At 35.8% G+C, this 20010-nt stretch carries 12 protein-coding genes; all 12 read right to left on the bottom strand.

What is annotated here, in order from left to right; genetic code table 11:
- Positions 1–427 precede the first annotated feature (427 nt).
- Positions 428–1222 carry a SufE protein gene (locus tag FJU10_RS13445; protein ID WP_223273073.1) on the bottom strand — a complete coding sequence of 265 codons (795 nt, stop codon included), beginning with the start codon at positions 1220–1222 and terminating at the stop codon, positions 428–430.
- Between the two features lie 285 nt (positions 1223–1507).
- Entirely contained in the window at positions 1508–1912 is a 405-nt protein-coding gene (locus FJU10_RS13440; RefSeq protein ID WP_140966150.1) for a hypothetical protein, read from the bottom strand.
- Between the two features lie 808 nt (positions 1913–2720).
- Entirely contained in the window at positions 2721–2999 is a 279-nt protein-coding gene (locus FJU10_RS13435) for a hypothetical protein (protein ID WP_140966149.1), read from the bottom strand.
- A gap of 126 nt (positions 3000–3125) precedes the next feature.
- A complete protein-coding gene (locus FJU10_RS13430) occupies positions 3126–3389 on the bottom strand; it encodes a hypothetical protein (RefSeq protein ID WP_140966148.1) in 264 nt (87 codons plus the stop codon).
- Between the two features lie 123 nt (positions 3390–3512).
- On the bottom strand, positions 3513–3893 hold the full coding sequence (locus FJU10_RS13425) for a hypothetical protein (protein WP_101699500.1): 381 nt from the start codon (positions 3891–3893) through the stop codon (positions 3513–3515).
- A 28-nt stretch (positions 3894–3921) separates the two neighbouring features.
- The gene (locus FJU10_RS13420; RefSeq protein WP_140966147.1) at positions 3922–10680 is read right to left on the bottom strand and encodes a DNRLRE domain-containing protein; all 6759 of its coding nucleotides are present in this window, start codon (positions 10678–10680) and stop codon (positions 3922–3924) included.
- Between the two features lie 1314 nt (positions 10681–11994).
- The gene (locus FJU10_RS13415; protein ID WP_189372328.1) at positions 11995–12591 is read right to left on the bottom strand and encodes a DUF3885 domain-containing protein; all 597 of its coding nucleotides are present in this window, start codon (positions 12589–12591) and stop codon (positions 11995–11997) included.
- A gap of 37 nt (positions 12592–12628) precedes the next feature.
- Positions 12629–12817 carry a hypothetical protein gene (locus tag FJU10_RS19440; RefSeq protein ID WP_223273072.1) on the bottom strand — a complete coding sequence of 63 codons (189 nt, stop codon included), beginning with the start codon at positions 12815–12817 and terminating at the stop codon, positions 12629–12631.
- 65 nt (positions 12818–12882) lie between these two features.
- Positions 12883–13482: a hypothetical protein gene (locus FJU10_RS13410; RefSeq protein WP_223273071.1), complete on the bottom strand. Its 600-nt coding sequence runs from the start codon at positions 13480–13482 to the stop codon at positions 12883–12885.
- A 489-nt stretch (positions 13483–13971) separates the two neighbouring features.
- Positions 13972–14319: a DUF7006 family protein gene (locus FJU10_RS13405; RefSeq protein WP_140966145.1), complete on the bottom strand. Its 348-nt coding sequence runs from the start codon at positions 14317–14319 to the stop codon at positions 13972–13974.
- A 56-nt stretch (positions 14320–14375) separates the two neighbouring features.
- Positions 14376–15647 carry a helix-turn-helix domain containing protein gene (locus tag FJU10_RS13400; RefSeq protein ID WP_140966144.1) on the bottom strand — a complete coding sequence of 424 codons (1272 nt, stop codon included), beginning with the start codon at positions 15645–15647 and terminating at the stop codon, positions 14376–14378.
- 83 nt (positions 15648–15730) lie between these two features.
- Positions 15731–19939 carry a WxL domain-containing protein gene (locus tag FJU10_RS13395; protein WP_223273070.1) on the bottom strand — a complete coding sequence of 1403 codons (4209 nt, stop codon included), beginning with the start codon at positions 19937–19939 and terminating at the stop codon, positions 15731–15733.
- Positions 19940–20010 lie beyond the last annotated feature (71 nt).

Below are 20010 nucleotides of genomic sequence, written 5' to 3'. Positions count from 1 at the left end.
TTATTCTATTGTTTAATATAGAAAAAGGATCAAAAACTATTAATTTTCTGACCCCGTTAAGAATTTGTCCAAATACTTATAAAAATGGTTTTCAAATGAACAATCATTTAATTTAAAAGTTTAAGGACATAAAAATAAAAATCTTCACTGCAATTATGGTATCTAAAAAGAGTGCTCAAAAAATAGTTATTTTCTGAACACTCTTTTAAATAGATTCCTCAACACCTTGATGATTTAATCATTTGGATATTATTAACAAATAAACCACATAATTTGCTGCACTTTTCAACGCACCCCACCATATTCTTCAAATAATTTAGTCATCATCCATTGTATCTCACTCTTGGTCTGACTTTAATCTCTCACATATTAGGTTGCAGTTTCATTGGTAAATTCAATGATTAAATAATGATGATAACATTTTAGACTATATTATGCTATTTAGCAGTTCACCCATAGTGGCTACAATATACATTTCCTCTGTTTCAAAAATAATATTGTTTTTACTAGAATAAACATTATATATCTCGTGTCCTACTTTTTCACTAATATCTATTTTTTTAATATAGCACATAATTTTATCAAATAAGTAAATGGAATCTTCTACAAAAACGCAAATATAATCATTAAACTGTCGAAGTTCAAATATGGTAGCGTCACACCCAATTTCTTTTACTTCAGTTAAATGGCTATACAAATTACATTTAATCATTATTTGTGTTTCTGCATCAGTATATGCGATTAAAAAGATATCACCATTAGCGGATATTGTAGATATAGCCCCTAGATCAATTAATGTCGAAGTTAAATGATGAGGGAGTACTGCATTAAATCTATTTAAATCTATATTGAATTCTACTAATCCATAGTGAGCCCAATCGTTTTCTGCGGATAGTATTCCTTCTTCATTATACGCAACTAATACTCCGCTTGGAGATGGCACTATATTTAGTATTCCGTTTCCTAATACAGTAATAGAATTATTTATAAAGATAGCCTCTTCATCATCCATCGAAAAAAATAGATACCATTCATTTTTATACATCATAATTTCATGAATCTTAATTTCCTTTTGTTCGAACAGTTCATTCTCAAAAGTATGAATTATTTTATCTTCTTCAAAAATTTTAATAGTAGCTTTTTCTTTTGAAAATATACATAAATTGCTTTTTGTGGGTGTAGTTAAGATTGTTAGGTTATCTTTTAATGGTAATTCTCTCATCATATGCACCTGCACTTTTTTTCGTCGTTGATGATAGCTCTAAGATCTGTGACCGTTCCGCGTTCTTTTAACTAATCGGAAAACATAAAGAAACTCAACAATCCATATTATAACAATTCGAGTAATTTTTACAGCAATGAAAAATCCTACCCAAGTAGTGATTGTTACCGGAATTTATCCATATGAATTAAATTTATTCAATGGATTACTATCCAAGTGGGCATACACATTATAGATGCTCTTAATCGAGATTTAGTTAGATAAAAATTCCGTGAGTTAAGTAGGTCATAAAATAATTTTGTACGCCATATTTTTTGAAGATACGTTAAATAAATTAGTTTTAAAATGAAATCTGTAACCTTTAAAATCTAAAGTAGGTTCATCTAGCAGATTATCGCTTCTAAATGAAAAATTATAATTAAAATCTATTACTCCTTGAAATTTGAGGACGACCTTTGAAGATGTTTCTAGAGAACTCAATAACAATAATAGACTTGCGTTTTCATACATATCACTTTCCATACCTTCTTCACTGGTTAACATACTAACACTAGCATACGATAGCGATCCATCTAAACTTAGTATCATATCCGAGTAAAACTCCATTTTTTCAACAAATGAATCATGAAAATTTCCATACTTTTCATTCAAATATCCTACTTCATCCGAATTATTTATATAACTCCACAATTCACATTATCTCCTTTTATTAAATTTCTTATTATATCTTGGGTACTTTTGGCCATTTACATTTCTATTGTTCCAGCTGTGCTTGTGTGGAACATGGGGATGTCGTTTAGCATTACTGTGATTACTGTAATCGATATCAACACGCGGCTTCTTTTCTTTATCAAAAACATTGTTTTGTGTATTCTATCATTTTTATAGAGATTTTTTTTTTGTTATAGTTATAGTTTTTATTCTACATCCCTTAATGCCTTTATAAGGCCTCACGAGCTATAAGAAAGATTTGGTGTAGATTTTTTAATTTTATTAGAAGCTTAAATAATAACCTATACCTGTTCCGGACAATCTTGTTACATTTATATAAATCCTTATGCCAGCTACTATAGAAAAATGCCCATCAGGATCAAGAGAGTCAAACATTACAAGCTATATAATAAAGTGCCATTAAATACTACTTTTAGATTTCAATAGTATTTAATGGCACGCATATCCGTCATAACCCTAAGAATTGATTTTCGCATAATTAACTCTCTTCAATCTGTTTCATGAAAAAGAATATCATAATTCAAAATCATCATTTTTATTGGGTATATTAAAGAGAGAGGTTTGCTTGATTCGATCTCAATCTAAATTTCAAAAAATTAATCAATTAGTGCGGTACGATCAAAAATACACTTAATTCCTAATCTTCATTTTTTCGATTTAAAAATACAATTTGTTCAATTGTAATATCCCCTGCTTTATGTAGTTTATTGAAATCAGTCAAACTAATTGAAAAGTATTGGTCTGGTATATTCTCATCAAGATTTTCCTATTCTCCCTTTTTTCTTTTAGCAGATAATAGTTGAAAATAAATATTTTTATCATCGATAAAATGAGCTACTGCTCTGAATGCTGAAAGCTGAAGTCGCGGTACAACTCCTAAAAAATCCAATTTAGCTCTACTATCATTTCTTAAGTGTTTGATGTTATCTTCTGTAGCAGTATCCCATTCAAACTCTAAATTCCTTGCGTATTCTCGAAGCTCAAACTTCCTTATCCACTTAGGATAAACAAAAACTATCTTATTGACTCGAATATCTTGAAACACAAATTTCTCATCCTTTCATCTAATTATTTGTAATAATGAGTGTGATATACTCGCTTTGTGAATCTATTATACACTACTTTCAATTTATACTTTTTTCCGTTCTTGTACATAGATGAGTACGCCGATTTAATAAATGTATTTCTTTAGTCCTTTTACACCAGTATCTGCTGCCTTTTTTCCATATTTAATAGTATTCGCTACATAATACTTTGGTATATATCTTGATGGATTAGACATTCGGTTAGCTACCGTATTAGTATACTTCATTCTCTTAGCAAGCCCTATAACAGAAGTTCTCGACTTATATCCTGATCCGGCAAACTTTAGACCTCTCCCTAGAACTTTGAAAGCACAACCAAAGGCCGCAGAAGTCGCTGCACTTTTTGCCACTGCCCAGCCAGCTTTCTTCCATGATTTTGTTTTTTTAGATGTAAGAGTCCTTGGGATATCTCAGATTAATGTGTAAATAAAACCACCCGATCGACGGGTGGCTTTGATTTTATGATACAAATTTCAATCTTGAAATTTATATAGCAATTTTTTTGCTGTAATATCAAACAAATCTGTTTTAAAGTGAAATCTATATCCTCTATAATCAAGAGTTGCATCATATAATATGTTATCTAATTTTGATGAAAAATGATATTTAAAATCTAATAACTCTTCAAACTTAAAGATTATTTTAGAATTATTAGATTGTGAGCTAATTATCATGATCAATTTTGAATCTTTAAAAAAAAAATCATCTATGCCACTTCCGAATACTATACTTCCTGCATCGTCTACTTTCATTCCAGAAACAAATTTAACTTTTTCGATAATAGCATCATGGAAGTTGTCATAATCTTCAACAATTAAATTAATATCTTTTGTATCAGTTATATTAATCCACATAACTATACCATCTCCTTCATTATGATTATTATTTTCTAGTATGCTTTGGAATCTTTATACCTTTTTTATCTCTAATACCTTTTCTCCATATATGCTTATGTGGTACATGGGGATGTCGTTTAGGATTACCGTGGTTATTGTAATCGATATCAACACGTGGCTTCCCCTTTTTATCATAAATTCTTTTCTGGTGTGTTCTACCATTTTTTACTTGAGTTTTTATTCTATTTCTTCCTCTGTACCCTCGCTGTCCTTTTGGTGGAACCTGCTTAGTATTTCTTTTATTTTTGCTGTAAGGTCGTTTTTTCGCCAAATAATAACCTATACCTGCTCCAGCTAACATAGTTACACCAGTAAAAATCACTTTTGCACTTATATAAATCCCTAGACCAGCTACAATCGCAAAATGCCCATTAGGGTCAACATACATCACTGGATTATTGTCCGCGTAAGTATATCCATTCATGGTCAATGGATCATCTTCGTCTCCTGGATCAGGATCAAGAGAGGTAAAAACTCCATGAGCCGGATGATAATACCGTGCCATTAAATAATACTGTTGGATTTCAGCATCGTACGTATATCCGGCATAACCATAAGGATTGCTTTTCGCTAGTTCCGTTTTTGCTTCACTGGTTAGAACGTTTCCCCAAGCATCGTAAGTGTAACTGGCTACTTGCTGGCCGTTTTCGTCCGTCAATGCAACCACATCACCATGCCCATTGTAATGATAGTATACCGTGTTTTTCCCACTCTTCATAGCTAAGCGAATATTGTCATCAGAGTAGATATAATGACGTAAAACTTGCCCATTCGTATCTGTTTCATACAGCACATCAATACTATCACCATCATAATGGTAGTTCGTTATCTGTCCATTAATCTTCTTAGACAATCGTCGGTTGTCCTCGTCGTAAGTGTATGTGACAAATGGTTGGTTTTCCCCATTTTTCGTCACCCCTACCAAGCGATCCGCTTGATCCCAAGCGTAGTTATATTTTTCATCACTTAGACGATTCCCATTTGCATCATAGGTTAGTGCTTGACCATTGAAGCTAATCAACTGGTTTCCGGCATTAAAAGTTGCTTGATGAGTTGCGTTGTTGATAGTTACACTTGTTCGGTTCCCAAATCCATCGTAAGTGTAAGACCGTAATTCTCCGTTAGGTAAGACTTCTTTAGTCAATTGATTAGTGGAATCGTAACTGTATGTTGTCATTTTCCCGTCTGTATGCACGATACTCGTCCGATTACTTGTCGCATCATATGCGTAACTCTCTTTTAACACTTGAATATGGTTTTTAGTTCCGATTGCTACTTCTGTAAGTTTATTCGTTTGATCATAACTAAAGTTTGACATAGAACCATTTCCTGCGGTGTAGAGCGTTTTATTTCCAAACTCGTCATAATCAAATCTATACTTGTTGTCGCCATCACTAACACTAGTGTTTTGATCCAACGCATTGTACTCATAGCTAACTTTGCTCGAATACGCTCCCTTATTTATGGTGACATCGGCTACTTTATCTGTCTTTCCTTTATTATCTTTTGTTGGCTTGTCTTTGTACTGATAACTGATGGTTCCCCCGCGCTCTTGAACCTTAGTGATTCGATTTGCATCGTCATATATTTTATCAGTTACTACTTGATTGAGATGATCTGTAACCTTAGTTTGATTCCCATTAGGATCATATTGAAAGCTATAAGCAGGAGTAGCCCCCCACAAAACTTTTGTTTGACGGTCTGCCGAATCATATTCATTCTTAATCTGATGACCGTTGGGCATGTTCACACCAATTTCATTCCCGCTGGCATCATATTCATAAGAAATCTTGCGACCTAATGGATCCTGATACAAGGTTGTTTTATCATCAGCATCGTAACTATACCCATGGCTTTGAGCTATGCCATTCGCAACAATCTCTCGTTTCGTTATATTCCCGTTATCATCATACGTATACTTCACTTCTGTCCCGTTCGCCAATCGAGTAACTACCAATTGATTGTCTTTATCGTATTGAAAATTCTTTTGCTGTCCTTTTTCATCTGTTTCACTTAAACGATTTCCAAATGTATCATAGGTAAAACTTGTTTTTCTAAGTTCTTCATCATATTGAGCAACCACATAATTTCCAGCAACATCATACTCACTTTCAGTTAGCCTGTTCCCTTCCATGATACGAAGATTGTCAAAATACGCAGTACCAGTCATCTGATTTCGGAACATAAACAATAATTTGACTTCTTTGATTGGCTGTTTTGGTTGTACGGCAATAGCCGCACGGTTCCAATCTTGATTACCCGTCGGAAATTTCTCATGTCTTAATTCTTTCGAGCCATCTTGATAGATAATATCTGCCCAAAGTGAGTAGTCTTGATGGGCAGCACTTTTATCCCCTGCTTGCACATTTTTGGCTTTAGATAAAGCAGAAATAGTAATTGGTTCAGCTTTCTGTTGATTTAATGAGACGTATTGGGCAATATACCCATTCCCTTCTGTTCCGCTTTTTCTTGTCATTTCAAATCCTTGTTCTCCAGAGAAAGCTTCATCTGATAACTGCAAGTTCGTTTTCGTTCCAGAAAGAGAGAAATGCTGAATTTCTTGTAACCCTGTTGCTTCCTCTAACCCACTATTTAGTACCGGGTTATATCCAGTATGTGTGCTGCCTTTTTCCAGCTGCACATTATCAAACCAGGCATCGCCGCTGCCAGCTTCATTAGCCAATTGCTCATTTTTTAAATAAATGCCGATACGTCGTGTCTCTTTTGTGGTAGTAAAAGTAACTTGTCTTCGAACCCAATCGCTATTGCCTTGGATTGCCGTTTCTCGGTTATTCCGCCACCCATCACCAGTTTGGTTATCTGATTTAATAAACCATACATCTAAAAAGGCTTGAGAAGCTTTCATATTAGCTGTTTTGATGTCTGCACTGAGCGTATACGTGGTATTTGGTTCGACATCAAATCGTTGGGCGATAGACGTACTGCTATGTGTTTTTCGATCACTATTTGCGGGTTCAGAATGGATCTTGATTGCATATTTCCCGCTTAGCGAACCAGGTGCTCGTTCTTTGGTATCAATACTCATCGATCCTTTGGCACGGGTTTTGTCTTGTGAAAGATACCATTCTTCTGTATTGCCGGATTCAAACCCACTATTTTTCACCATGTTTTCACCCGTTCCCAAAGAAGCACTCTCTTTCAAGATGTTCCCATAGCGATCATACATTGTGAACGAGGAAGTATTTGCATCATTTATCGTTTCTGATAATGCATCTGCTCCATCATATGCAGTAGTAGTTTTACGATTTTCTGTATCTGTTTCTGTGACAATATCGTTGTTCTTATTATATGCGTACGTCTCTGTACCATACGCATCTGTGAAGGTAAGAATGTTTCCTTCTCCATCGTAAGTATACGTTTCTGCTTGTCCTTTTGGATTGATTTCTTTCATCAAGTTATTGGACTCGTATTGATAGGAAGTGGTTAATTTTAATCCTTCGATATCTTCTATCGTCTTCTCTGGATTTCCTGCCTTTGAATAATAATAAGCGGTTTTTTTTCCTTTCTCATTAGTGACAGTAGTAACATGTTCAGTTGTATTATAAGCAATCTGCGTTTTCTTTTTTACCGGATCAATTATCTCTTTGATTTTATTGTCTTCATAAACATATTTAGTCTCTTGGGGATGTTCATCTGTATGTTTTGGCTCGTACAATGAAATTAGTTGCTTTTGCTCATTATAACCATAACCATAGGTTTTCCCTCGGGCCGTCTTTGATTCAATTAATTTCCCTTCGCTATCATAACGAAATGAGAGAGTCTTACTTTCTGGTAATTGGATGCTCTCTACCAAAGAGCCATCTTTCGAGTAGTTTAGAATAACCTCACGATTACTTGCATCTTTGATCTTTATCAGACGGTCTGCGGCATCGTAGGTGTAATTCGTGGTATTTTGATTCTTATCAATTTCTTTGACCAATTTTCCAGTTTTAGAGTAAATGGTCTTTGATTTATCTTCTTCTGTTTTCGTATAAGTTCCATCAGCTTCTTTTTTAATTTCAGAAAAAAGGCCAGGTGGTGCTTGATAAGCAGCTTCTTTTTTCTTAAAAACGTGTTGCTTATTATCCGCTTCCATCCAATAAATTTCATTTTTTTGTACATTATCAATCAGTCTTTCTTCAAAAGTTGAAGACCAACCTTTACCAAATATACCCATTTCTTGATTGAAACTATTAAATGTACGAGTTAAGCCAATCGAGATTCCACGACCTTCTAAGTTAAAATCTTCTTCCGTTACAAGCAAATTTCCATTTACTGCATTGATCTGACCACCACGAACTGGAATACTTGTCCAAAAATCAGTCATACCCAGCTTATCCGCCTGACTATCTGGTATGCTTGGCGTTGCTGCTGCAGAGTCATTACTTTTTACATGTTTATTGTCTTTACGATACCCTCTGACTCGAAACCAATAATTTGTCTTCGCCGCATATTGTGTTCCGGCATTCTTATACACTGGTCGTGGATCTTTGGCTAACTCGGAACCTTTACCATCGGTATGAAGTTGGTACTTTCCTACAGCAATTTCTTCGTTGGTTGGCCAAATACCTTTTCCTTGTGTTGTCCAAGTTAATGTATTTCCTACATCGAAAGTTTGATAATCTTTTCCGTTAAAAACTAATACTTCATAACTATCCGCCAAAGGAACCTCTTCCCAACTTAACTGAACATAACCACTATTTTCTTCAGTTAAATTACTATAGGCTTTTGCAATGGGGCCTTTGGGTGCTCCTATTGGAAGATAGGTACGTACATAATCAGATTGAGGACTAATACCTCCAGGGTAGACTGCAGCAATTCTCACATCATATCCTGATATTCCTTTTAGACTATTTGCAGCTCCTTCTGCATCTACGTTTTCATAAAATTCTCTCGGATCAAGAGCTAAATCAGTCCCTTTTCCATCTGTGTGGTAGCGAGAAATCCCTTCCGCAATTTCTTTATCAGTGGGAAAAATTCCTTTCCCTTTAGTTGAAAAAGAAGTGACATTACCAACAGGAAACGCTAAATTTTCTTTTCCACTTGATAAGATAATCTGATAACTTGTTGCACCGTTTATCTTTGGCCAACTTATTTCTAAATGTCCAGTTTTCTGATTATCATGTGCTATACCTTTGACAGTAGGCTTTACTGGTTTATTATATGCATAAGTAATCTCAAAATATGGAATATTCGTACTATTTTCTGCTGCAACTACTTGTTTCCAATGATCATCTTGATTCTTAGTAGTTAAGCTGATCCCATAATTAACTCGCTTTCCATTTGACCATTCTTGAACAAGTGTTGTGACATCAAAAGTAGCCCACTGAGCTTTTTTTACATTTGTTTTAGTTATATAAGTGTGCGAAGGTTTGTTGTTCCAGGTAATTTTTTTTGGGTCCCAATTTTGATTAACAGCATTTAGAGACAGCTCATTAGATAAGTTATCATATGAATGCCAAACATTATATACTTTAAACTGCGCTTTTTGAATGGTTGCTTGATTAATCTTACTCATATCTGTTTTAAAATAAGCTTGATTCGCTTGTGTATCTTGATATTTTCCTACCCACAAAGTGTGTGCTTTTAGTTGTGGGCGCCATAAACTTGCTCCGCTATAGTTTGTACCTCCATTCGCTTGTCTAGCATTGGCATCTTGCAGCTTGTTATAAGTAATACTTGGATCAATATAAATGGGAAATACTCGTTCCGTGGACTGAATCCAATCACTATCTACTCGAAGTACAAGCTGATACAAGTTTTTTGTTAACGGAATCACTTCAAAATAATTACTTTCATTTGATATGCCTGACCCCAATTGCTCATCAAAATTTGAATCCGTCATTGTCGGCCGAGGAATCTCATAAATAAATTTGTTGTCTTTCGTTCGAAATGTTACTTCTCCAGTATCCTCTACCTTTGGATTTAATGATGTTTCGATTTCAAAATAATAACTATGGTAATCGTTTACACTATGGATGATTAAATCTTCTTTTACTGACTGATTAAACACCATTTGACGAAAATCAATTTCTGGCAAAACATTTTTGTAAAGAGCTTCGTTTTCAGAAATTTCAACATCCCGATCTTCTGTGACGATTGATACTTCTTCACCATATATTTTTTCTTGTTCTTCTTCCTGATCATTTATTGTTTCTTGCGTATGAATCTGGCTGTTAGCTGCTGAGCTATCTTCAATTACCTCTCCTGAAGAATCTGCTATTTTTTCATTTAATTGGTTCTTTTCACTCGTTTGTTCTTTACTTTCTTTGGCTACTCCTGAAGCGCCTTTAAATGAAAAGGAGATCTTCTCGCTCCCGTCTCCTACAATCTGATACAATCCTTTTTCCATTTTTGGAAGAAACGTTGTTGGTATTGTCACATTATCTGGTTGAATACGTCCATCTTCTATTATTAGATTGGTCTGTATCTCCTCTAACTTTCCGCTGTTTTCAGCTTCTGTATAAATGGGTTCTTGATAGATTTTCTTTGTGAAAGTACCATCATGATTGTCTAAAACGACTTCATTTTCCGTTCTTTCCTCTATAATTTCTGTTGGCTCTTGAGGGATAGCTTCTTGTTCCTCAGAATCAACTAAATAAGGATATTCAGAGTCCATATATTTTGAATCTATTTCCCCGATACTTTCAGCAACAGCTATTGTAGATGGTATCACAATAGCCGTCAATAGAATGATGACGCTACCAACGATCCCTTTTCTAAAATAATTCTTCTTTCCCTGCACTATTCTCTCTCCCTAAATATTATCCTTCTAAATGGAGTGTTAAGCCAGAAGGTCAATTAAATATAATTTAATTGCATATAAATTGTCAATACATTTTTTAACAATATAAATACAAGACTTTCTACTATGAAAATTGATTATAATGGTATGCTCGAAGAAAGTTTAGTGCTAGTTAGAAAATAATAGCTAAAATTATACTGCAAACAAGCGGATCTGTTTTTAAAGAAATTAAGCTCTTGAAACGATAAATTATGTCTCCAGATTAAACGTTAAACGTTTGAAGAGTTCTTTAGGAAAAAAGGTCAAAAACTATTAAGTTTTTGACCACAGTTGCTTATAGTATTTTACACAACGAAATTTGATCCACTCGTTTATTATTAATTTGAATCACTAATTGTTTTATCTGAATAAAAAGGTAGAGTGCAAAAGCAGTCTACCTATCAATCAAGAATGTGATATACTTATAAGGAAACTTGTTGTCCTTCAGGTGTAGTATTGTTCGGTCGTGGTGACCCCAACAACTTTACAATTTCTTTTTGAAACGTTGGTTGTAAGGAGGTCTGCCAATGAATTACAGTGGAATGGGAAAGGTTACGTTCTAAATAGAATGTTGCAAAATATTCTAGTAATCCTAACGATCATTAACTTGATCTTAGAGATTGCGAACAAAATAAAAAGCTTAAAGGACTAATCCTTTAAGCTAACCTCATTACTACTGCCGTAACAGTTCTGTAAAAGGTACTACCAATACCTTTTACCTACACCTGAAGTATAACAAGTTTTTTTGTGTACGTCAAAGCTAACTTCTTCCGAGACTGGACTCAAAAACTATCATGTTGACCGCATCCAACATTTGTCCTAATACTCATAAATCTAAATATTAATTGAACAATGATTTAGTTGCGAGTTTATGAACACAAAAATAAAGCAATACATATCAATTATGGTTTTTAAAAAGAGTGTCCAGAAATTATTGGTTTTCTGAACACGATATTTTTAATGAAATCAAAAAAATCACTTCATTATTTCTAAACGATTTTTTTGGGGGATCATATATTTACAGTTTGTGCCATTTAAAATTTGAAAAATTTGCTAATTAAAAAGAAAAGTGACAAATAGGCTGCTTGTGTCTATTTAGGGTACACTTTAAATTTACAACAGTTGAGGGAGAAAGACAAAGACGACAACTAAGCAAGTTGGTATCCAACTCACATGCTAGCAGTCACAACTAGCATAAAAAAGGCGCTCCCTTCCGTTGTGGTTGGGGAGTGCCTTTGTGCTGTAGTACTATAATTTTTCTATCGTTTGACTCTCTTAGATACCGTCAATATTACTGTAAAATAAATCTATTTCATTTTTGTCATACTCTAAAATCCAATCATTAAATCTATCATACAGTTTTTTTTGACTTTGAATATTATTAGACCAAATGTCACATCCCCTATCGTCATAGATATTAACAATAGTATTTGTCTTTAAATTATATAGAAATAGATTGTCATTTACTCTCAATTTTCCAACTTCATTGAAATCTCTGTAGCACAAGCCATCAATAATTTTTGCAGTTCTTACATTGTTTCTCTGTGTATTAATGACTAAAATAGTCGCTTGATTTTCATAATATGAATCAAAAGCAGAAGTAGTAAAACTATCGACGATTTGATAGTTGGCTTTGTAGAGGTACTTACGTATCAAGCCAGCTCTTGAGAATTTAGAAGCTGGAATAATTATTTGTAGTTCTTTCTCGTCAGAAAACACCTCATTAAGCAATGCTTTAGCCCGATCCTTTGCTGCTTCGATTCTCTTCTGAAAGTTCTCTTCTGATTCAGGTGCCAGTTCAAATCTTAGATTACCTTTCAGCTTGTAAGTATTATATGAAGACAAAAATATGCTCCTTATATTGGGATTCATAAAAGTTCTCCTCTCAACCTCTTTAAAGATATGAAGGCTATTTTGATATAATCTTTCCATTTCCATCTGTTGAAGCTTTTCTATTCCCTGATTTATCTCTGATTTTCCATTCTTTCCCCGCATGGCCTGACATATCTTTTTCTTTAGTATAGCCAGTTTTTGGATCTCTCCAAGCAGGAGGTGCCCCCTTACGATGAACTTTTTGATTCATATTTTTTAATTTCACGCGACCGGTTCTGTCTAAAAGGCTCTTAGGAATGCCATATGTGTAGCTAGTGTATTCTTGCTTAGTTACTGATTTACTATAATTGTATTGTACTTTTTTTTCGTTTTTGGCCTAGGTTTCGAATTTACATGACTTCGAATTTTATTATAAGCCCAATGTCCACTTTTTATAATGGCTTTTCCTAAAATGTATGTTCCAACAGTCACACCTACAGCAGCTGTTGCTACGACAGCAATTTGACCAACTCCTGGAACCCCATATACCCAAACTGAAGCCCATCCTACAGCTGGAATAAAAAATGCTCTGCTTTGCCCACTATTTGAAGTAGAATCAGCTAAAATACCTATACTTAAATCAGTAGGTTCCTCTATACTTTCTAATAAATGGTCAAATTCCTCAGGAGTATAGAAATTCCCATTGATATAAACGCCTTCTTCTGTAAACTCTATTTCAGTTCCATCATCAATTTGTTCCGAGACAAAAGCAGTTAATGCTTCTTCATTTAGGTTTTCGTCAATGGGATCAGGTAACGTTTCTTCTACTTGATTTGAACTTTCTTGACTGACTATTTTTTGATCTGTTGCGGCTACAACTGATTCACCTGTTCCAACAATAATCGACCACGGCAATAATACTGCTAAAAATACTCTAACTGCTTTTCTCAAATTTAATCTCCTCCCACTATAATCCAATAGTTGTATAGTGTAACTATACGCATGTTTAATTATAGTTACAACTTACAAAAATGAAAGGAGCGTAAAAAAATATCCAACCCTATTATAAAGTTCATTGTTTGCGTAACATTTACTTGTTTTGGCTAATAAACATGATCGTATCTGTATTTTTCTTTTATTCAAATCAAAAGAAGTTTCAACTGAATATACTCTAAAAGAAGAAACTTTCAGACCTAAATAATTGAGCTGCTGAAAGATCTATGAAATGAGGAATTAAAAAAGGGGTCAAAAACTTAAAAGTTTCTGACCCTTTAATGTTTTTCCCAAATACTCATAAAACTGAATCGCGAAGGAGGAATAATTTGGTTACAATTTTATGGATACAATAAGAAAGTGATTCTCTACAACTGAAGCATATAAAGAGAGAGTTCAGAATTAGTCATTTCTGAACCCTCTCTTTTTTAAATAGTAGGTACGATTTCATATGACATGAAAAATTATCGAAGGTTTTTCTTTCATTCTTAAGTCGTACCCACACAACTCTTTAAAATAATCTCGATAGTCATTCTCAACAATCCGGATGATCTCTTCATTTGAAAAGTCTTCAAATGGTATCAATTCAGTCAATAAAGTTAGTTTGGCATCTACACCCAAAATCTTAGGAAAAACCTGCCAAAAGGTATCTTGCGAAATATCTTCAATCAGCTGATCTAATTTTTTCACTTGACTATCTAAATAGGTTGCTAAGGTTGTTCGTTCTGGTTCTGCTTGACCAAGTGCTTCTTGAAACTGTTTGATATAGTCAGTTTTTGTTTTTAATTGATTCATAGTCTATTTCCTCTTCTCTTTCGTTAATTCTTTCGGCATTGATCGTGTAATACTATTTACCAATCGATCATCTTTAACGCTTCTTTGATTTCTTTTTCTTCTGGGATCCCTGATAGACACACCACATTTGATCTTTCCTGTGATATTCTGCCATTCGTTATGATCAATTGTCGTGTAAAAGGAGTAGTTTCTATATCCTCTATTAAATGGTAGCCTTTCACTTGCAAGTAGTGACGAACACTCTTTTTTATCCACTCTTGTAAAGCCAGACTGCCCGTTAATTGGAAAGTAAGGACCAACGATCGTTCGAAACGATCTTTCGTACGATCGTAGTTCTTTATCAGCTGATCGAGGAATTTTTTTTCTTCTATCTGTCCTTCAGTCATGTCTTCTTTGTTTTGACTCACGGATAATTGAAAGAACTGATGCATTAAAGCAATCACTGTTTCAAAAAAAGCAATGTTCACCTCTTCAAAACCATTGGTCAAATAGGGTTGTTCATCCTCTGAAGAAAACTGTTGGATAAATTCTTTTTGACGCAGTGGATTTAAAAACTGCTCTTCGTTTAATGACAAGAGAAACAAGGCTGATTTTTCTTGTGCTGGAAAAGGGAGTGTGATAGCTTCATCTAGCGCGATAGCGATCCTTTCTTGCTCTTTCTCTTGGCCTTTTTTTACCTGTAAGCATTGTCCTTGATCGATGCGCCATTGCGCCAGTTGGCGCCACTGACTCAGACGGATCGGATCTAGTGACCACTGTCCAGGTCTAGTTGGTTGATCGAACGAGTCCCATGACTCGACTCGTTGCTTTAACACGTTTGGATAAAGAGGCAGCGTGAAGTACAAGTCGTACATGAACTGACGGATGGCCGGTTCACTTCCTTGTAATTGATTGTCCTTTTTGACAATTGTCAACTGGTAATGTTCCTCTAATAGGTGAACAAACTGTCGTTTGATTCGCCCAAAACTAGCCAGGGACAAATTGAGGGTTTCCACCCATTCTTGATTGGTTTTTCGAGTCCCGGCAACTAACTGATCTGCATAGAAAAACAAGGGCTCTTGTTCTAGTAACGCTTGCTTTTTTCTGGTAAACGCCGTAGCCGATCGAAAGGAAAAATGATAGCCATCTTCTCCGCCCAGAAGCAGGATCGATGCGTCAAAATACTTTTTGATTTGTTTGATATCGGATTGGATCGTTCGTTGTGTACAACTTAGTTTTGTTGCTAAGTCTTTACCTGTCAACGTTTGGCTCTCTTCTAACTGCTCTAACATAAAAAACCAGCGTTTCGTTTTTTCATGATAGATCAGATGATAAAATAGCTGACTCATTGCCGCTCCTTTCTAGTTGATAGACTATAAATAATAAGTAGTAGAAAAAAGGAAAAGAGAAGGTCCCTCTTTTCCTTTTTTGTTTAATTGCCAGGAACGGCACTTAACTCCCAAATTAGGGTAGAAGAATAAGTGGTGGCTTCTGGATTAGCTCCCTTTGGTACATCTAGTGCTACACTTTCACCTGCCGTCTCCCCATCGCCAAAACGATAGATCCACGTCCCTGTTCCTTCACTTCCTTGTGCTAGGAGAAGTGTTCGTCGGTTCCCAGGAACTAATGTACAAGGTACGGATTGGAGTCCTGGTGCTGTACCTCCTTGTGCGGTAATGACTTGTTGGTTTGATAAACTCAAACTAGCACCATTAAGTACTTGATTTTCTGCCCCTTTGAATTGTTCTTTTTGCGTGACCGCTAGTGTCCATCCGTTGCGATCGTTTTCCGAACGTCGATCACTGATTTGAACATAGTTTGGACGTTCTTCAGACTCATTTACTGTGCCATCTTCATTTAGTAAACGTTGTGGTTGCGCATAATACGTTTGATCATGAACAGAAATAGCTTGTGAGCCAAAGTGGAATTGCGAGACAAAATCGATACTTAAACGTCCCTGATCTTCTGGAAGCTGTGGTTTATTTTCTGGATTGATTTCTGTTGCTGGATCTAATGGATCCACAGGTGAAACAGGTCGCAGGTCCTGGACCGTTAAAACTGTTGCTTCATCAAACAATTTATCACGAAAAGAAAGTGGAGATTTTGGATTGATATTACCTTGTTCATCATTCGTTAGAGGCGGATTCATAACCCCTGAAGCTGCAGCAGATCCCTCACGGTCTTTTAAGAACACTTGAATTTCATCGTCTTCTTGTAATGACAGCTCGCTTAAGTCTAATGTGAAGGTACCATCATTTTCAACAACCACATTTTCTGTATTTATCGGTTCATTATTATGGGTAGCAGTAACCGTTACTTCTTTGTTTTCAGTGAACCCTTTAATCGTTGTACTATCATTTGAAACCACAGAAGAAGAAAACTTGGCTGGTGTTGGCGGAATGATGGGAAAGACTTCCACTGTACCTGTTAAGATAATATTTTCATATCCTTGTGTTAACTCTCCAGAAGTTAAGCGAACGTCTTTAATTTTAACCTTATCTCCTTTTTGTAGGTACTCTTCTAACTCTACTTCAAATAATCCAGCACGTGGTTCTTCGCCATAGATACTGATGCCTCTTTCTTCATTTGAGTGTCCCACAGTTTTAGCAGTATGTTCTGTTTTCGTTCCATTGGCACGTTCAACTTCTACAATGACTGTAGCTTCCCCATCCCAAGCAGAGCGGCTTTCTTCTAATCCAACTGGAATGCTGATATGTCCATGAATCTTTTTGTCGGCATTTGTTGGAACCCTGAGTTCATCTGCAATTGCCCACCGGGAATTATTTGAACTTAATCTAGAATATGTCGTCAATCCTGTGGTACCAAAAGTCCCAGTATTCAATACGTCTGGTTGACTAGTGGCTCCTAAAGTATTGAAATTTGTCCCAGAGAAAGAAAAATCTAAAGTTGGAAAATTCAAATCTGGATCACCGTCTAAGTTTGACCCATTTTTCCAGACTGCTAGATCACTATTTGCTGCCTTTAAACTAGATCCGCTTGCGACATTAAATAGATTTCCTCCTCCAGATCGATTATTTCTGAAGTCCATAAATAAAGGATTGTCAAATTCTACATCTAGCACACCTGCTCTAAATACTCCACCAGAAGCAGTCGCAGTTCTGCCCACTGCTTCAAAATAACCACCATTGCTATTATTTACTTTCCCCATTCCAGATAGATCTATAGCTGGTCCATTTTCAGCTAAAATAGTAACTTGTGACCCCGGATCTGTTACGGAGAATGATGTATTATCTCCAGAAGTTAAATGAATACCCTGATTGCCGCCAGCGGTATTTCCATTACTAACTTGTCCGTCACCTGGATTATTTACATACAATTTTCCACCATTAGAAACCATGATATGATTATTATCACCCAACATGCGTATTCCAGGAGCATTTCCACTAGATTTCTCAATAAACACATTGCTATTATTGACATTAAATTCACTAAATCCTGAATTTAAAAATCTCAACGTGGCCATTGCATTACCGTATGAGCCATCGACAGTTGTATTACCTGTCGTTCTATTTGATTTTAATATCAATTCACTTGTATCTTCTACCGTGTATTTATTTTCAGTTCCCTGTAATACTATAGCGCTCGACATATTCGCATCGGCTTGTAACAATGATTTTTCTGAAATAATAAAGTTTATTTCACTTTTATCATTAGTTCCTATAAACAAGCTTGCATTTTGATTTGCTTCAGTAGTCCAATTACTCTTAAGATAAACTTTAGCTTCATTACTAATAGATATAGTATGTTTAGTTCCTGCTAAATGAACGGAATTTGCTGCATCCGTAGAAACATTAATCTCAGATCTATCTATGACTTGGAATAATCCATTATCTGCTTGGAAGAAGACCCCTCTCTTCGCCCCTGCCGCTACGTTAACATCTAAAATAGATTGATTCCTCACTGTTAGTTCTGATGATGCTCCTACAAATTGTATAGCATTATTAGCTGTATCAGTTGCATCACTTGTCGGTCCACTTGTATTCAAAATTAATTCGGATTGATTTTCAATAACCATCTTTGAGCGTGCTCCACTAAATAATATATTTCGGGCTGTTCCACTTCCACTGGTTAGCTTCACTTCACTATTGTTTTTTACACTTAATAGGGAATCTTCACCTTCTAATCGAATTCCATTATTAGAACCACTCATGATTAAATTCAGTTGACTCTCATCAATAACGATTTCTCCATTGGCATTATCCGTAGATATAGGAAGTCCTGTTGTAGAGTTAGTGGAAAGGTTTGACCTTAATATATTAATTTTTCCGTTTACTCTCATCGCTCTCCCAGTTGTTGTAGTTAAATTTATATTAGAGTTTGCTATCGTTAAAATCCCGTTCTGCCCTTCTGACCGAATTGCTTCTGCGGTCGCAGAAGTTACAGAAAATTCCGAGTTATTTACCGTAAGCTGCGAATTGTTTCCAGCAAGATATATTCCTCTTTTTGATAATGTCGTTCGAAGAGAGAATGTACTTTCTTGATCCAAGCTAAACTTAGGAGATACACCGGAAAGGACGATCGTATTGTTAGTTGTGTTTGTTGGTGTCGTTGCAGTAGATGGTCCTATTGTACTTACTGACAAACCCCCGTTTTGAAGAGCTATTTCGGGATTTTCTCCTCTTAGATCAATCGTATTCGCTACGCCTGCAGTGGTTGTGATCGTAACTGTTGCTCCCTGTTCTACCGTAAGCTTTGGATCCGCCACTGTGGCAGAAGAGAAGAAGACTGTCGCATTCCCTCGACTAATCGTGACCTCTGCTTGATTTGTTGCTAAGACTTCTTTTGCCTCGATGAACGTTTGTGCAGAAGCTGTACGTGAAAAGTTTGATACACCACCTGTAAAGTGAATGCTTCCTTCAGGAAGAGAGGCTAATCGCAAGGTATTCGCATTCACTTCAGTTATATCTTCCAATTCAATGGTCCAATTTTTACTGTTTTCTACCGTTGCGTTGATTAATGGTGTAACACCAACTTTTGTCAGTGTCGCATTTTCAATTCGAAGGGTGCTTGCTTGTGTTACTTCTTCTAGTTGAAAGTAAAATCCATTGATACCAAAAGTCAATGTATACCCATTCCCTTGGATAAGTAACGGACGATCCACAGTTAGTACGTTTGCGGTAGCCGCTGTCAAATTGGCTTGAACAGAAATGATCCCAATATCAGGATTGCCAACCGCTTCTCTGAATTCTGCCATTGTAGCGACTTCTGCTGTTTCTCCATCAAAGACGGTCGGTTCCACCACTTTTGACACATCATCGGTCTCTTCTTCATTGGTTTGTTGCTCCTGCGGAGCTTCTGATACAGGTTCACGTACTTCTTCTGCCGGTTGTTCATTTTCTTGCTCTTCATCTATTCCATTTTCTTCTTTTAATTCCTCTTGTCCTGCTTCATCCTCATCGGAAGATTCTGTTTCTTCGACTGGGACTTCATCAATCGTCTCTTCTTTCTCACTGATCTCTAGATGAGCCGTCGTTTCTTCCACCGACAGTTCATAGTTTCCTACCTGTTCAACTACTAAAGGAAGGACAAATGTATGTTGCGCACGTTCTGACTGAACGATCCATTCGTTAGGCTGTGCTCCTTTCTCAACTGAGATCCCTGTTGGTAATTGATCTTTCAAGAGCGTTGCTTCTTCTGGTAAGAATACTCGTGCTTCAGACACTTCTTGATCAGAAAAGAAGGTCACTTGAA

This window comes from Enterococcus sp. OL5 (assembly GCF_006491895.1).
GTDB lineage: Bacteria > Bacillota > Bacilli > Lactobacillales > Enterococcaceae > Enterococcus_D > Enterococcus_D innesii.
Note: the sequence above shows the minus strand (reverse complement) of the source record. Positions and strands in the feature narration are given on the sequence as shown.

Excerpts from the sequence above, each read along its gene's own strand:
- FJU10_RS13445 (WP_223273073.1), bottom strand. The coding sequence starts at position 1,222 with ATGAGAGAATTACCATTAAAAGATAACCTAACAATCTTAACTACACCC.
- FJU10_RS13425 (WP_101699500.1), bottom strand. The coding sequence starts at position 3,893 with ATGTGGATTAATATAACTGATACAAAAGATATTAATTTAATTGTTGAA.
- FJU10_RS13415 (WP_189372328.1), bottom strand. The coding sequence starts at position 12,591 with ATGAATCCCAATATAAGGAGCATATTTTTGTCTTCATATAATACTTAC.
- FJU10_RS13405 (WP_140966145.1), bottom strand. The coding sequence starts at position 14,319 with ATGAATCAATTAAAAACAAAAACTGACTATATCAAACAGTTTCAAGAA.
- FJU10_RS13400 (WP_140966144.1), bottom strand. The coding sequence starts at position 15,647 with ATGAGTCAGCTATTTTATCATCTGATCTATCATGAAAAAACGAAACGC.